We start from the raw sequence: 15,370 nt of genomic DNA on the forward strand, positions 1-15,370 counted from the left end.
CGCAGTTGCCGGCCTCATTTTCCTGTGCCGCCGTGCAGTTCCGTATAAATCTCGCCCAACCATTTATCCACAGGGTCATAGTCGCTCTTGGCAAAGTTCTTCAGCCGCTTGAGCATGTTCGTGGCTGAATTGGCCACATGGTCGCTCTGGCCCGGCAGCAGGCGGCGCAAGCCACGCGGCGTGGCGGTGGCGCTCTTGATCTCGTTGCCCTTGACCGTGTAGCGGCTGCGGTTGGGATTGGGATAGGCCTGCGCCAGGAATGCATGCATCAGGTTGCCCGCGCGCAGGCCGGGGCCGGCGATGTTGACCGGCACCGCCCGGTACTGGCCCTGGTGCAGCGCCACCAGATAGTAGCCATTGGGCCCGACGCCCAGCATCGGTGCGCGCTGGCTATCGTAGGTCAGGTCGAAATGATCGTGCGTCTTGAGGAAGTGACGATGCACCAGCGGCACCTCCTCCGTGCGCGCGCGGTTGTTATGGTCGATGCGCGAGCGTTGCTGCATGACCAGCTCGCCGCTGGCGTCGACCTCCATGATCATCATGGCCCGGTGCAGCGCCGAGCTCAACACCCGTGCCATCAGTTCGCCTGGAAACGGCTGTCCCGGGACGAATGCGCGCCCGGACGCGGGCAGCGTGAACAGGGTTTGCGGCGTCCAGGCCTGGATCTCCTGGATAGGACGCTTTGCCGCCTGTTTCATGGCCGACCGGCGCGCGTCGTCGGCCAGTTTGTATTGATGGTTGGGGCTGGCCGGATCATAGTAGCCGCCCAGCCGCCGATAGATCTCGTGGGACACGTTGCGCACCATATCGTTGAGATAGGGGACGACGGGGTGGCCGATCAGGATCGCCCCCTGGATGCCGATGCGAATCTGCGCCGGGCTCAGCGGCGAGGTGTAGGGCTCGCGCCAGCGTGCCTGCTCGTGCTCCTTCGGTTCTTGCGGACCGCCATGGAAGTAATTCAGCGTCCCCCCGGTGAAGACCATCTTCCGCTGCGCACTGTCATACCGGTACAGTTGCGAAGTCTCGGGATGGCAGCACAGTGCGCCATCTTCGATATCCGGCTCAAGCGATTTGCCGCTGGCTTGCGCCTGCAGGTACTGCATGTATCGCACCTCAGCCAGGAAGGTATCGACCACGCTGGTATAGAGCACCTGCCCCAGATTGAATTCCTGGCTCTCTGCGGAGTTCATCAATTCGCCAGTCTTGCGTTTTTGCTTGATGTCGCGGTTGCTCTGCGGTGGCGGGTTATGGTCGATGCGATCGATGGTGGCCACCGTACCAGGCATCAACAGGCTTTCGACCTGTATATGCTCGGTCTGGCGCGGCACCGGCAAGGCGGTTTCCTGGCGGATCACCATATGCTGGCTGCGATCGATCGGCGCGGCGCCGTGGCCCAGCCCCTGCAGGAAGGTGGCCGTCATCTGGGTCGAGCTGGTGACCGACATGATCTCGCTCATGGCGACCACCGCGCCCTCGCCGATGAACACGGCATCATCGCCATAGCGTTCGCGCGCCTCTTCCTGGCGCGACTGCTCGATGTAATGGGCGTCGGTTACGACGCCTCGGTGCACTACGTGCGCCGCCGGCTTGCCATGCAAGGCCATCAGGTTGACCATCAGCACCGAGATGGCGGTGACGAACTTGTCGCGTTCCCCGGTGACGTTGCCGCGATGGTTCATCGCCGCGATCTTGAACCATACCCCCGACGCCAGTCGCAGGTACTTTTCCTGGCCCGTCTGCGCCCAGCGCAACAGATAGTGGAACAGTTGCGATTCGAGCGAGTAGGCGTGCACCGAATGGTCGCCTTCGTCGAGCATGCGGTTGCTCAGTTGCAGGTACAGCGCATTGCTGTCTTCTACCCGGCGCGGCATGCCCGGCGCTTCGGCCAGGGCGCGCTGGATCTCCTTGACATAGGGCACCTGCGCGTCGGTGAACGTGGTATGGTCGCGCGGCATGCGTTCGGTCTTGGCGAATGGGGCGCCGGGCTTGGCGGTGTGGGGCAGGGTGGCGGCGATGAAGTCTGGCGCCACCGCGGTGGGATAGATGATTTCACGGTTTTCGGCATAGGCCTGTGGAAAGCTCTTCATCAACAACTCGACCTGCTCGCGGATGCGCTGGGGCAGGTTGGCGCTGCTGTTGGACACCGCCAGGCTCAGGTCCGGCGGGGCGGCTTCGGAACCCTGCGCTTCATCCGGCACGGCAGATGAGGCGGGGAGATTGCGCTCGGCGAACACGTCGGAAGCCGCGATCATGCCTTGATAGCGTCTGGCCACTGCATCCAGGTGTGCCGCCTGTTGCGGCGCAGTCATGTCATGGAAGCGTGCCGCGTCGCGCACCTGGGCCAGCTCGCCGGCATGGGTCTGGGGTTCATCCAGGTTGAGATGGTTGATGGCGCGCCGCATATGCTCCACGCCGCGCTTGAGCAGCACGGCTGTACGACGCAGTCCTTCGACGTCTTCCAGCTTGTCGCGGCCGGTCTCGATGAGCCGCTCGCCATCGACCGAAAGCACGTTGATTGCGTCGCGTATTCGCGCCACCAGGTTGTTGGGCGCATTTTCGCGCGCCAATTGGTCTTCGCCGGCGCGCGCATTGGCGCCGGCCAGTCCGGCTGCCGAGAATACCAGTCCGACCACGGGCAGCAGCCACTTGTCAGGACCGCGCGCCCCCATGCGCGTGACGAACGCTTCCAGGAAGTTCTTGCCAAGATCGGTATGGACATGCTCTCCGCTCCCAGTATCGAGCGCCGGAACGTCCGAGCCAAACACCGCGCCGATGGTGCGAAACACCAGGTCGGCGGCGAAGAAATCCATGGTCTTGTACGTCGCACTGAGGAGCAAATGGTTGTCCGGGTCGCCCGAGCGGCCACGCAGGAAATTCACCGCCGTCAACAAGGTCGCCACGCCGACCAGGCTGGCAATGTCCTTTTCGTTGCCGCGCGGCAGTCCCATTTCCTTCTGGATGCCGTAGTTGACCAACAGGCGTCCCAACTCACCCAGGAAAGGCAGCATCGCCTCGTTGAAGACCTGTCCACTGAATTTCTCACGGCCCTTGGCGGTGTCCTTGACGAAATTCTTATAGGCGAAACGATACGCCATGCTGACCACGTCCTGCGCCAGCACCGTGACGGCGATGGCGCCGGCCAGTGTCTTGGCGTCCACCAGTCCCGCGCCGGAACCGCTGAATGGTTGCGCGCCTTCGAACAGCGCATGGGTCTTCTCGTCGCGGAAGGTGTTGATCAGCGAGGTCATGCCGTACACGGTGGCGGCCGTGACCGCGGCGCGCATGGCGGTGTTCAGGGCGGCGTTGGCAGTGGTGCCCTTGACGGCCGGATTCATGTCGTTGAGGATGACGTCGACCAGCGCATGCGAGGCCGCCGTGGCAATCCCCTTCAAGCTATGGCGATCCTTCAGGAATGGCCCGGCCGGAATCGCCTCGCCGGTCGAGACCACGATCATCGAGTTGGCGTAGCCGGGCAGGCTGCCGAAAGGACCGGTATTGGCGCCGCGCCAGCCGTAGGTCGAAACGTCGGAGCCGGGCAGCGGCGCGAGCGCCTTGACCGGTTCGCCGTGTTGGTCCAGCAGCATCATCTGCAGGCCCTGCGGCGTGTAGACGAACTGGTGCCGGTACTGGTCTTCGGTGCGCACGATCAAGGTCCGGTCGCGCGGTTTGTCGCGCATGAACTTGTCGACGACCTCGCGCATGGTCGCCAGCTTGACGCCGGCCACCTTGCCTGCCGGCCCCATGATCTCCACCCCGTGCTCGTCGAAGCCGGTGACCTCGGCGATGGCGCCGCCCCCCACATTGAGGCTGGCCGGATAATCGCCGTATGCGCGATGTTGCATCGGTCGCGCGCGATCATGGTATTTCTGTTCGGTGATAAAGATGATGTTGCGGTTCTCGGGGCCGTTGAGGTCGCTGTAGCCAAGCCTGAAATCGCTTTTCTCGCGGCCGTCGCCGCGGTTGACGGCGGGGCGCGGGCCGAAGCCCTCGGCCATGTAGTTTTCTGCCGCGGCCCACGCGAACTGACGTGGAAATGGCGTCGCATTGAGCGGCACCGGCATGATGATGGTGTTGCTCTCATCAAGGCTGCGACGGGCGAACAGCGAGGATTTCTTCGATAGCTCGAGCAGGTAGGTGCAGATGTAGGTTTCCATCATCGTGGGCTGATCGTGCGCATCGGCCTTTTGCTTGCCTTTTCCCTTGTCCTTTCCTTTGCGGGCGGCGTTGGCCTGCTCCTGTTCTATTTGTACCAGTTCGGCGCGGCGCTGATCGAATGCCAACAGGTCGCGTGCGCCCACGACACGATCCGCATATCCCTTCAGGAAATACAAATCGGTCTTGCCGTGTTCGTCGTCCACGCTGTCCTTGACGACCAGCAGGTGGGTGGTGACAGTGGAGGTGCGGAATTTGAAGGGGAAACTGACGATGGCGACGTGGTCGTTGAGTGAAGCCAGCAACACGCCGGCCGAGGCCGAGGCCACTTCGCGTCCGCCCAGGGCGGCAATGATGCTGTCGAATTCGGCGCGCTCCACACCGATCTCGCGCATGTCCTGGTGCAACTGGCGCAGCGCCGGCGAACGGCCGGCATGCGGCGAACTCAACTCGGCCATCATGGTCTGGCTGGGGGCGATTTCCATGTGCGGGTCTGCGGGGACGTCGTGATGCAGATGCGTCAACGCCAGCGACGGCTCGTGGGAAGGCTCGGCTTGCAGGTTCGGCGGACGCCTGTCGCGCACACGCGCGGCCGGCGTGCCGCCGGGCGGGGGCGCGGGGAGGTCGCGCAATTCGTGTGTTTCGGCGGGTTCTTGGGCGGCGATGCCGAGCGCGGCCATATCGTGAATGGGCGGGGAGGAGGTATTGATGTTGGCCATGATGAAATATCGATAGGGTGTAGGAGGGCACGCGCCGTCACGGGAAGTGGCGCCGCAAAAGAAAAATTCTCCCGTGGGTAACAGTGCGCGCGTCGATGTTCCGATGTCATCAAAATGTCATTCTCCGGTAATAAAAAAATGAAAAATAATCCAGCTATTGGAACGTACCAATATGGTGCAAAGAATAGTTGCATTACCGATATTAAAGGTAGTTCTATTCGCAAATAGCGAATTTTTATGACAAGCGTATTAAATTCATAAACTTAAAAAATATAAAAATCTGGTACGTACCAGTTGTTGACACGCGTTTTGTGCGATCGCATAATCCACTCCAATTTCACCGCCGGAAAAACCGGATCGCAGGCCGGCGCGGGTGAGCTGATCAATGGAGGGGTGGCGATGAGAAGTTGGGGCGAAACCGAAAAACGCAGGGCGCGTATCGAGATCATTCCGATGATCGACGTGATGATGTTCCTGCTGGTGTTCTTCGTGCTGTTGAGCCTGAACGTGATTCCGGCGATGGGGGTGAAGACGTCGCTGCCATCGTCTTCCAGCACCAGCAACCTGCAGACGTTGCACATCGCCCGCATCACGCTGGGCCTGGATGGCGAATTGCAACTGGAGGGACGAGACATCGCCGCAGGCGCACTGGTGCCGGGCTTGCAGCAGTTGCAGGCCGGCGAACCTGGCAAGAAGCTCACGCTGATCGTCAATGCCGACCAGAAGGTCGAATTCCAGCGTGTGATCGACCTGATGGATACGCTCAAGGGCAATGGCTTCGATGCCATCTCTTTCGTGTCCAGGCGCAAGTGACGACGATGCAGATCCTCTACAGCCAGCGGGACTGGATCGCCATGTTGCCGGCGGCGGGGCTGGTGCTGTTTCTGTCCGCGGCCGGCCTGCGCGAGCTCAAGCCGCTGACCCCCAGGGAAGAGACGCCGGTCAAGCTGGAGATCATCGACATGGCCCAGCTGGAGCCGCCCAAGCCGGCGCCGCCGTCTCCTCCTGAACCCGTGCCGCCCAAGCCGCAGGTGCAGCCGGCTCGCCCGCCGGCGCCACCCAAGCCGGCGCCGGCGGCAGAGCCAGCCACATCCACGCCGGCGCCCACGCAGCCGGCAAGCAAGCCGATGCCGGTCGCCCCGACGCCGGCGGCCCCGGTGTCGACCGCACCGACGCCAGCACCAACGCCAGTAACGACGCCAGTAACGACGCCAGTACCGGCCGCACCCAAGGTTGATGTCGATGCCGAATTCATCGGCCGCGTGCGGGCTTACCTCAATTCGGTCAAGCGCTATCCGACCGGACGCGAAGCCAGCCTGCAGCGGCCGCAGGGCACGGTAAAGGTGTGGTTCGTCCTCAGGCGCGATGGATCGGTGGTGGAGATGGGGATCGAAGAGTCATCCAATTCGATGCTGCTGGACCAGGCCGCGCGCAAGAGCGTGGGCATGGGAAGTTTTCCGGCCTTTCCAGAGCAGTTCCGGCCGGGGCAGTCGCAACACCGTTTTGTCGTCGATTTGCAGTTCACACCTGCCGGAATCTAGAGCCGCTAAAAAACGCTGCTGGCAAGGCGCGCCGACGCAGGCAGTACGAAGGTGCGGCAAGGAGGCGCAACGCGGCCAGCGGCGTTTTGTTGGCGGTTCTTAGGCATCCGGATCCACACGTCCGCGTATCCGGCGCGGTTACCAAGAACAAACCTATCGGGGAGTAACAACATGAAATTGAAAGTCAAGAAGCTCGCGCTACTGGTGTCGAGCCTGTTTCTGGCGGATGCCACATTGGCTGTCGCCCAGGAAACCAGCGATCTCGGCCAGATCACCGTGCAGGGGCAGAACCAGGCGCCTGGCGCCGGCCTGATCCAGCAGGACGACGCGCCCAAGGCGCGCAGCTCGGTCACCCGCGAAGCGATCGAGAAGATGGGATCGACCTCGACCGCGTTCCAGATGATCCAGAACCTGCCAGGGGTGTCGACCTTCGACCAGGATGGCACAGGGCTGTTCGGCGGCACGCTGCGGGTGCGCGGTTATAACGCCAACCAGATGGGGCTGACGCTGGATGGCGCGCCGCTCAACGACTCGCTCAACTACTCGATCAGCATCCAGGAGTTCGCCGATCCCGAGAACACCTGCGACGTGTTCCTGACCCAGGGCAGTGGCGACATGGAAGCGCCGCACGTAGGCGCCAGCGGCGGCAACCTGGGCATCAACACCTGTGATCCGCGCGATACGCTGGGCGGCAAGTTCAATTTCGCTGTGGGCGCCAATAACTACAACAAGCAGTTCGTTCGTATCGATACGGGCAAGTTCGCCGATGGGCGCGCCAAGTTCTTTATCTCGATGTCCAAGGCGTCCGCCGACAAATTCAAGGGAAGCGGCAGCGCCAGGCGCGAACACGTCGATTCCAAGCTGGTGTTCGACTTCGGCGGCGGCAGCTATTCGAAGCTGGCTTTCTTGTGGAACAGGATGGACAACGCCAACTACCGCGCCGCCAGCAAGGCCGACCTGGCGCGTTTTGGCTATAACTACGAATACGGCACCACGCCGCCCAGGCATCTGACGCCGGTGGCCGGCACGGCACAGAATGAAGCCACTGCCAACGCTGCCATTCTCAACAACTTCCAGGGTTTCAATAACAACCCGTTCGAGAATTACCAGGTGTCGATGATCAACCACTGGCAGTTGTCACCCAAGGCCAGTCTTGATTTCAATCCCTATTACATCTACGGCTACGGCACCGGCGGCAACCAGTTGATAAGCGTGTCGGAAGCGCGCGGCGCGGGCCTGCTGCATGGCGGCATTGGCGACATCAACGGCGACGGCGACACGCTCGACACCATCCTCGGCTATGGCAGCAACATCAGCCAGACCGATCGCTGGGGCGTCACCACCAAGGTCAACTATCAGTTGGCCAATCACAACCTGTCTGCCGGCCTGTGGTTCGATAGCGGCACCTCCAAGCAATATAGTCCGTTCGTGTCCATCGACAGAAACGGCAACAGTTCCGATTACTGGCTGCGCAATACCAGCGGCTACCTGAAGTATGCAGACGGCACACCCTACAACGCGGCACGAAACTGGAAGACCAAGGTCGACGCGCATACCATTTTCCTGCAGGACAGCTTCACCATGATGAACGATCGCCTTAACGTGCAACTGGGCGTCAAGCGCCAGGAGGTCAAGCGCAATTTCAATAACATCGCCAGCGGAGTGACGGCGAATGGCAATGGCGCTGACTATACGGTCGACCAGACCTTTACCAATACGCTGGGCAACCTCGGCTTGCGGCTGCAATTGACCGAAACCCAGTCGGCCTTCTTCAACGCCGGCCAGAATGCCCGCGCGCCGGAAAACAATGCCAATACCGGCCTGGCCCAGACCGCCGCTTCGTCCAATTACACGACATCGATTGTCAATGGCGTGCTGGTGGCCCGCAATGCGGCAGGCGCCGTGATTCCGGTGCGGATCGGCTCGCCTCGCGTGAGCGCCGAGAAGTCCAACAACTTCGATCTGGGATACCGCTACGCGGGTAGCCAGCTGACGTTCTCCGGTTCGCTGTTCTATGTCGATTTCCGCGACCGTATCGCCAGTCAGTACGATCCGGCGTCCAACCTGACCACCCAGTTCAACGTCGGCAAGTCCCGCACCTTTGGCCTCGAACTGGAAGCCGGCTACAAGATGAACGGCAACTGGAACCTGTATGGCTCGCTGACCCGTACCGATTCGAGCATGCTTGACGACAAGGTGGCGGTGCGTGCCGCCAACGGTACTGCGACCACCTTGTCGACTTCCGGCAAGAAGATGCCCGATACGCCCGACTGGCTTGGTTCGCTGGCGCTGCAGTACAACAGCGGCCCGTTCTATGCCACCGCGCAGGGACGCTATGTCGGCCGGCGTTACACCACATTGGTCAACGACGATGCCGTGGGCGGCTACACCCTGTTCGATCTCGGGGCAGGCTACCGTTTCAACAAGGCGATGTTCATGCAGAACCCGACCATCCGCTTCCAGCTGTTCAACCTGTTCAGCCGCAAGTACCTGAGCATGAACGGCCCCAGCGGATCGAGCTTCACCACCAATGCCAACGCCACCACCGGCACCAACGGCGCTGCCATTGCCGCGGCGTCGGCGCCAGTGTTCTATACCGGGGCGCCGCGCACCTTCCAGGTTTCGTTCAGCAGCGATTTCTGAGCCGGGCCTGATTTGTCCGATGCGCCGCGCGGTCAGCGGCGCATCCTTTACAAGGAATTCACATGAACGCCATCCAGCTGTTTCACGACCTGACCTTTTATGCGATGTATGCGGCCGCCGCGCTGGCGGTGTTTCTGATCGTCGAACGACAGTTATTTTTCTGGTTCGGTTCGCGCGATGCCGGAAAACTGCTGCATTCGATGAGCGCGCATACCCATTTCAAGCCGCAACTCGATCCGGCCATGCTGGAACGCAAGACGGTGCCCGTGCAACTGGTGCGCGAAGCGCTGGAGGCGCATGCGGCAGTGTCGGACCAGACTCGGCTGCAAGACTTGGGCGAGGCCATCTACATCGCCGGCAAGTCGCGCGTCAATGCACGCCTGTGGGTGCTCGACACCATCGTCACGGCCGCGCCGCTGCTGGGCCTGGTGGGCACCATCCTGGGCATCATCGATACCTTTTCGGTGTTGGCGTCATCCGGCATCTCGGATCCGTCGGGCGTGTCCAAAGGGATCGGCACGGCGCTCTATGCGACGGCGCTGGGCATTTCCATTGCGCTGTTCGGCCTGCTGTTCTATAACTACCTGCGGGAGTGCGCCGATCGCCTCAACGACCAGCTCAAGGAACTGCTGCTGCGCGCCGCCGGCGTGGTGCATGGCGAAGAACGGGAGAGCCAGACCGGGCGCCCGGAACGGCATCCGATGCAGGCTGTGGGTTGAGATCCTGTCGGGAAGGTCGCGATTTACAATTGGTACGTACCAATGTAATATCCGCGTCATGAAAAAATCTATGGACACCACCGAAGCAGTGCAGCCGCGTTATCGCTGGCTGGCCGATATCATCCGCGACACCATTGACCGCGGCGTGCTCACCGACAACCAGGCCTTGCCGCCCGAGCGTGAACTGGCAGAGCGTTATGAAGTCAGTCGTGACACCGTACGCAAGGCGGTGCGCTTCATGGAAGAGCGCGGCATCATCTACAGCGATCATGGTCGAGGCACGTTCGTGTCGCCGGCGATCGTGCGCGGTACTACCCGTTTCATCGACAGCTTTTCGCAAGATACGGGCAACCGCGGCGGCGTACCCGGCCAGCGTATCCTGGCCATCGAAACGGTCGGCGCCAGCATGGCCATCGCCAACCTGCTCAACCTGGAGCCGGGCACGCCGCTGGTGCGGGTGCGCCGTATCCGCCTGATCGACGATGCGCCGGTGGGCCTGCATGATGCCTACCTGGTGTTGCCGCGCGGCGCCAGGATCAGTCGCAGCCAGATCGAAAAGGCCGGGTCGCTCTACAAGTTGCTGACGGCAGAGTTTGCCTTTGAGCCGGCCGAAGCGGTCGAGAACCTGTGCGCGGGCGCCGCCGATGCCGAGGACGCGCAGTTGCTCGGCATCGGTGCGGGCGACCCGTTGCTGGTGTGCGAGCGCATCACCTTGTCGGATCGCCGCCAGCCGATCGAATACTGCCTGATGAAATACGTCTCCACGTATCGTTACCGTACCCGCATCGCCAAGCATAGCGGCGGCATGAGCTGAAGCGGCCACTCCCGCCATCGATGACACAGACACTGAATATCCTGTTGAAACGCATGGCGTGGGGCATTGCCGCCGTGATCGCGCTGTCGCTGCTGGGGCGCCTGGCCGACCGCGTCGATGCGGGCGCGGGCGGCAGCCGGTTGCGGGCTGTGTTGTTCGTCAATGGCACGCTGGGCGACAAATCGTTCTTCGATTCGGCGGCGGCCGGCATGCGTCAGGCACGCCAGACGTTGCCGGTGACGACCAGAATCGTCGAGGGCGGCGCCGATCCGACCCGTTGGGAATCGGCCCTGGCCGATCTAGCCGATAGCGGCGAGTATGACCTGATCGTCGCGGGCACCTTCACCATGGTGCCTTATGTGCAAAAGCTGGCGGCGCAGTTTCCACGCATGCGCTTCATCGTCTTCGATGCCGCCGTCGATTATGCGCACTGCGCATGCGCCAATGTTCACTCCATCCTGTTTCGCCAGAACGAAGGCGCCTATCTGGCCGGCTATCTGGCTGCAATGCTGCTGCGCGAGCGGGTACTGCCGGGCGTGGCCGCCAATGGCAGCCTGGGCGTTGTCGGCGGCATGCAGTTTCCCGTGATCGAGGACTACATGATCGGTTTTCGGGCCGGCGCCCGCGCCTTCGACCCCGCCATCGTGGTGGCTAGCCAGTATGCCAACGGTTTTTCCGATCCTGCGGCCGGCAAGGACATCGCCAATGCCCAGATGGCCGCAGGCGCGGCCCTGATCTTCCACGCCGCCGGCGCCACCGGGCAGGGCGTCAACGAAGCGGTCAGCCAGGCGCACCGCTATGCCATCGGCGTTGATCTTGACCAGTACGCATTGGCCTACCGCAGCAATCCCCAGCGCGCCGGCGCCATCGTGACATCGGTGATGAAGAACATCGACGTGGCCATCGTCGGCGCGCTGGGCCAGCACTTGCAAGGGCAGCTGCCGTGGGGACGCGCCCGCTCGCTGGGGCTGGCCGAAGGCGGGGTCGGGCTGGCGCCGCACTCGCAAGTGATGGACAGTGCGCCTGCCGCCATTGGCGCGCGGCTCGACGCGGTGCGCGCCGATATCGTGGCGGGCAGGCTGCAGATACCCAGCGCCCTGGCGCGAGCGGGGAGTCCCGGGTGAACCACAGTCAGCGCGTCCCTTTGCTTGAGCTGCGGCATGTCTCCAAGGTCTATCCCAACGGTACCCTGGCCAGCGACGATGTCTGCCTGGCGATCCATGCCGGCGAGATCCACGCCATCGTCGGCGAAAACGGCGCCGGCAAGTCAACCGTGATGAAGATGCTCTATGGCCTGGAACAGCCCGGCAGCGGCCAGTTGCGGATGCAAGGACAGGAACTGCACCTGCCCAATCCGGCGGCGGCCATTGCTGCCGGCATCGGGCTGGTGCCGCAACACCTGCAACTGCTGCCGTCATTCAGCGTGGCCGACAATATCGTGCTGGGCGCGGAGCCCGTGCGTGGCGTTTGCCTCGACCGGCGCGCAGCGGTAGAGCGGGTACGCGCGCTGTCGCGCCACTTCGGGTTGCAAGTCGATCCGCTTGCCAAGGCCGGCAGCCTGGCCATCGGGGTGCAGCAACGGGTCGAGATTCTCAAGGCGCTGTACCGCGGCGCGCGCATCCTGCTGCTGGATGAACCCACGGCGGTATTGGCGGCGCAGGAGGCGCATACCTTGTTCGATTCCTTGCGCAACATGGTGGCCCAAGGGCTGACGGTGGTGCTGATCTCGCACAAGACCGCCGACATCTGCGCCGTCGCCGACCGCTTCACGGTATTGCGCCGGGGACGCGTGAGCGGCGCCGGGTCGCTGCGGGATACCACGCCGGCGCAACTGGACCACATGATCGTCGGCACGGCGCCCGCGCCGCTGCCATTGCGCGATCCGGGCGCACGCGCCAGCGTGCCGCTGGTGTCGGTGCGCGCATTGCAGGCGCATGCCCACGGCGGGCATGCAATGGGTCCGCTGTCGTTCGATATCGCGGCCGGTGAAATCCTCGGCATCGCCGGCATCGAAGGCAATGGCCAGGACCTGTTGGCCAGGGTTTTGCTGGGGCAGCATGCAGCGCAGGGCGGGCAGGCCAGTATCGACGGACGGCGCATTACCGGCCTGGATGTGCGGGCGGTACGCGATTGCGGCGTGGCGGCCATCGCCGAAGACCGCCTGCACGACGGCGTGGCGCTCAACATGAGCATTGCCGACAACGTCATCGCCACGCAATATCACCGGCGTCCGCTGTCGCTGCGCGGCTGGCTGGACCCGGCCGCCATCAGTGCGGCGGCCCGGCAGGTGGTTGAACGCTGCGGTGTGAAAGCGGCATCGCCCGCGGACCTGATCGGAACGCTGTCCGGCGGCAACATGCAAAAGGTGGTGCTGGGGCGCGAGACCGCCAGCGCGCCGCGCCTGCTGATCGCCAGCCAGCCCACCCGCGGCGTCGATATCGGCGCCGCGCGCAGCCTGCAGTCGCTGTTGGCGGCGCTGTGCGAGGCGGGTAGCGCGGTGTTGCTGATCTCGGCCGACCTGGACGAATTGCTGTCGCTGTCGGACCGGGTGGCGGTCATGGCCGGCGGCGAGCTGGTAGCGCACTTTGCCAGCCGCGGCCTGGCGGCCGAAACCCTTGGGCCCTACATGACCGGAACACGCCGGCAAGCCGATGCGGCGGCGACCCTGGATGCGCCCTTTACGCTGTCAGGCGTTGCGCCATGACCCCGGCCAATCCGCTCTTGCAGCAGCAGTTGCAACGGCAGGCGCTGGCGCAGCGCTGGCGCCTGCCGTTGGCCTTGCTGGCGTCGCTGGCCGTCGGTTTTGTCATCACGCTGGCGGTGAGCGACCAACCGCTGCGGGCGTTCCTGGTGCTGTTGACCGGTCCGATGCCGCGCCTGGACTGGAGCGCGGCGGACGGCTGGCAACTGACCCGCATGGTGCGCTTCGGGGCCGTGATCGAAGACGCCATCACGCTGTGCCTGCTTGGCCTGGCGGTGAGCTTGCCGTTTCGGGCGCGCCAGTTCTCGCTGGGCGCGGATGGCCAGCTGTTTCTCGGGGCGCTGGCAGCCACCGCCGCCAGCCTGTGGTGGCCCGGGCCCTGGTATGCGGCGCTGCCGCTGGCGTTTGCCGCCGCCTGCATCACCGGCTTTGCCTGGGGGGCGGTGCCGGGCCTGCTCAAGGTGCGCTTCGACATCAATGAAATCGTCAGCACGCTGATGCTCAATATCATCGCCGTGCAATTCTATCGCTGGGTCGTCACCGACATCCTGCGCGACCCGGCGGCCGGTTTCATCGTCACGCCCATGCTGGCGCCGGGTTTGCAATTGCCGGTGTTGCTGGCCCATACCAACGTCACCGTGATGCTGCTGGCGCTGCCGGCAATGGTATGGCTGGCCTGGGTGCTGTTGATGCGCACCACGCTGGGCTACGAGATCCGCGTGGTGGGCGAGGCGCCGGCCTTTGCCCGCCAGGCCGGGCTGCCGGTACAGCGCACCATCTGGCTGTCGATGGCGCTGGGCGGCGCGTTCGCCGCGCTGGCTGGCGTTCATGTCAGCCATGGCTTGCTCAAGCGGCTGCCGGTGGACTTGCCCACCGGGCTTGGCTACGAAGGGCTGCTGGTGGCGCTGCTGGCGCGCAACAATCCGCGTGCGGTGCCGCTGGCGGCGCTGCTGTATGCCTGGTTGCGCACCGGCGCGCTGGCCATGGAACGCAGCACCGACGTCTCGCGCGAGATGGTGCTGGTGATCCAGGCGCTGATGATCCTGTTCGTTGTGTCCGAGCGCATGGGGCCGGCGCTGGCCGGCTTGTGGCTGGACTGGCGCGCCCGACGGGGAGGACGCCATGGCGCATGAGGCCTGGATGCTGCTGGCGGCCGGACTGTTGCCGGCCATCCTGCGCGCTACTGCCCCCATCCTGCTGGCGGCGCTGGGCGGGCTGGTGTCGGACCTCGCCGGTTGCATTAACGTCGCCCTTGAAGGCTTGATGCTGGTGGCGGCGTTCTTTGCCGTATTGGTGTCGGTACAGGCGGCACACTGGTTTCCCGGTCTCGCTCCTGTTTTTTATCCCTGGATCGGGTGCGGCGGCGGCTTGCTGGCGGCGCTGCTGATGGTGGGCCTGTTGGCGGTTTTTCATCTGGAGTGGGGCGCCGACCTGATTGTCGCAGGCATCGCCATCAATATCCTCGCGGCTGGCCTGACGGTGTTGCTGATGGCGTCCGTGACCGGCGACAAGGGCTCCACCGCCAGCCTCGACAGCCCGGTGTTGCCCGCTGTGCATGTTCCGGGGCTGCAAGACTGGCCGGTGCTCGACCTGTTGCTCAATGGCGAGCAGCGGACCGGCCATCACGTGTTGTTGTATGCGGCGCTGCTGGCGATACCTGCGTTGTGGTGGTTCTTGCGCAGGATGCGCTGGGGAGTCTGGCTGCGCGCTGTCGGCGAGAACCCGCTGGCGGCAGCCGCGGCCGGGATCCCGGTCAAGCGCATGCGCTATCTGGCGCTGCTGCTGTCGGGCGTGCTGGCCGGGCTGGGCGGCGTCTACCTGAGCCTGGGCTACCTCAGCCTGTTCCAGGCCGACATGACGGCCGGGCGCGGCTTCCTGGCGTTGGCGGCGGTGTTTGTCGGCGCCCGCGCCATGCGCGGCGCGGTGGTCGCTTCGGTGCTGTTCGGCGCCAGCGCGGTGCTGGCCACGCAACTGGGGGCGTCGCGCATCCCGCCGCAATTGATTTACCTGTTGCCGCCACTGGTGACCTTGCTGGCGCTGGCAGTGGCCGGGGTTCGCCGCCGCCGGGCAGGCATGTAATG

At 63.9% G+C, this 15,370-nt stretch carries 10 protein-coding genes; 9 read left to right on the plus strand and 1 reads right to left on the minus strand.

Translation table 11 applies throughout. From position 1 onward, the window contains the following. Positions 1–14: 14 nt before the first annotated feature. Positions 15–4,871: a hypothetical protein gene (locus FB597_RS11110; RefSeq protein ID WP_144769558.1), complete on the minus strand. Its 4,857-nt coding sequence runs from the start codon at positions 4,869–4,871 to the stop codon at positions 15–17. A gap of 399 nt (positions 4,872–5,270) precedes the next feature. Here FB597_RS11110 and FB597_RS11115 point away from each other — a divergent pair, with 399 nt between their 5' ends. From FB597_RS11115 to FB597_RS11155, 9 genes are all read left to right on the plus strand, one after another. Next, on the plus strand, positions 5,271–5,684 hold the full coding sequence (locus FB597_RS11115; RefSeq protein WP_144769559.1) for a biopolymer transporter ExbD: 414 nt from the start codon (positions 5,271–5,273) through the stop codon (positions 5,682–5,684). A 5-nt stretch (positions 5,685–5,689) separates the two neighbouring features. Then, positions 5,690–6,412, plus strand: coding sequence for a TonB family protein (locus tag FB597_RS11120; protein ID WP_255517149.1), 723 nt, complete (start codon positions 5,690–5,692; stop codon positions 6,410–6,412). 171 nt (positions 6,413–6,583) lie between these two features. Then, positions 6,584–9,055, plus strand: a complete 2,472-nt coding sequence (locus FB597_RS11125; RefSeq protein ID WP_144769560.1) for a TonB-dependent receptor — start codon at positions 6,584–6,586, stop codon at positions 9,053–9,055. A 62-nt stretch (positions 9,056–9,117) separates the two neighbouring features. Next, on the plus strand, positions 9,118–9,774 hold the full coding sequence (locus tag FB597_RS11130; RefSeq protein WP_144769561.1) for a MotA/TolQ/ExbB proton channel family protein: 657 nt from the start codon (positions 9,118–9,120) through the stop codon (positions 9,772–9,774). 70 nt (positions 9,775–9,844) lie between these two features. Then, positions 9,845–10,588: a GntR family transcriptional regulator gene (locus FB597_RS11135; RefSeq protein ID WP_255463917.1), complete on the plus strand. Its 744-nt coding sequence runs from the start codon at positions 9,845–9,847 to the stop codon at positions 10,586–10,588. A gap of 20 nt (positions 10,589–10,608) precedes the next feature. Further along, on the plus strand, positions 10,609–11,712 hold the full coding sequence (locus FB597_RS11140) for a BMP family protein (RefSeq protein WP_144769562.1): 1,104 nt from the start codon (positions 10,609–10,611) through the stop codon (positions 11,710–11,712). Beyond that, positions 11,709–13,292: an ABC transporter ATP-binding protein gene (locus tag FB597_RS11145; RefSeq protein ID WP_144769563.1), complete on the plus strand. Its 1,584-nt coding sequence runs from the start codon at positions 11,709–11,711 to the stop codon at positions 13,290–13,292. Before FB597_RS11140 ends, FB597_RS11145 begins: the two co-directional genes overlap by 4 nt. Further along, the gene (locus FB597_RS11150; RefSeq protein ID WP_144769564.1) at positions 13,289–14,422 is read left to right on the plus strand and encodes an ABC transporter permease; all 1,134 of its coding nucleotides are present in this window, start codon (positions 13,289–13,291) and stop codon (positions 14,420–14,422) included. Before FB597_RS11145 ends, FB597_RS11150 begins: the two co-directional genes overlap by 4 nt. Next, complete coding sequence (locus tag FB597_RS11155; protein ID WP_144769565.1) at positions 14,412–15,368, plus strand: ABC transporter permease; 957 nt, start codon at positions 14,412–14,414, stop codon at positions 15,366–15,368. The genes FB597_RS11150 and FB597_RS11155 overlap by 11 nt, the downstream gene beginning before the upstream one ends. Positions 15,369–15,370 lie beyond the last annotated feature (2 nt).

The organism is Herbaspirillum sp. SJZ099 (genome assembly GCF_007828355.1).
GTDB lineage: Bacteria > Pseudomonadota > Gammaproteobacteria > Burkholderiales > Burkholderiaceae_D > Herbaspirillum.

What these genes read in the sequence shown, in the direction of transcription:
- FB597_RS11155 (WP_144769565.1), top strand. Translation starts at nt 14,412, where the DNA reads ATGGCGCATGAGGCCTGGATGCTGCTGGCGGCCGGACTGTTGCCGGCC.
- FB597_RS11125 (WP_144769560.1), top strand. Translation starts at nt 6,584, where the DNA reads ATGAAATTGAAAGTCAAGAAGCTCGCGCTACTGGTGTCGAGCCTGTTT.
- FB597_RS11150 (WP_144769564.1), top strand. Translation starts at nt 13,289, where the DNA reads ATGACCCCGGCCAATCCGCTCTTGCAGCAGCAGTTGCAACGGCAGGCG.
- FB597_RS11110 (WP_144769558.1), bottom strand. Translation starts at nt 4,871, where the DNA reads ATGGCCAACATCAATACCTCCTCCCCGCCCATTCACGATATGGCCGCG.
- FB597_RS11135 (WP_255463917.1), top strand. Translation starts at nt 9,845, where the DNA reads ATGGACACCACCGAAGCAGTGCAGCCGCGTTATCGCTGGCTGGCCGAT.
- FB597_RS11140 (WP_144769562.1), top strand. Translation starts at nt 10,609, where the DNA reads ATGACACAGACACTGAATATCCTGTTGAAACGCATGGCGTGGGGCATT.
- FB597_RS11120 (WP_255517149.1), top strand. Translation starts at nt 5,690, where the DNA reads ATGCAGATCCTCTACAGCCAGCGGGACTGGATCGCCATGTTGCCGGCG.
- FB597_RS11115 (WP_144769559.1), top strand. Translation starts at nt 5,271, where the DNA reads ATGAGAAGTTGGGGCGAAACCGAAAAACGCAGGGCGCGTATCGAGATC.
- FB597_RS11130 (WP_144769561.1), top strand. Translation starts at nt 9,118, where the DNA reads ATGAACGCCATCCAGCTGTTTCACGACCTGACCTTTTATGCGATGTAT.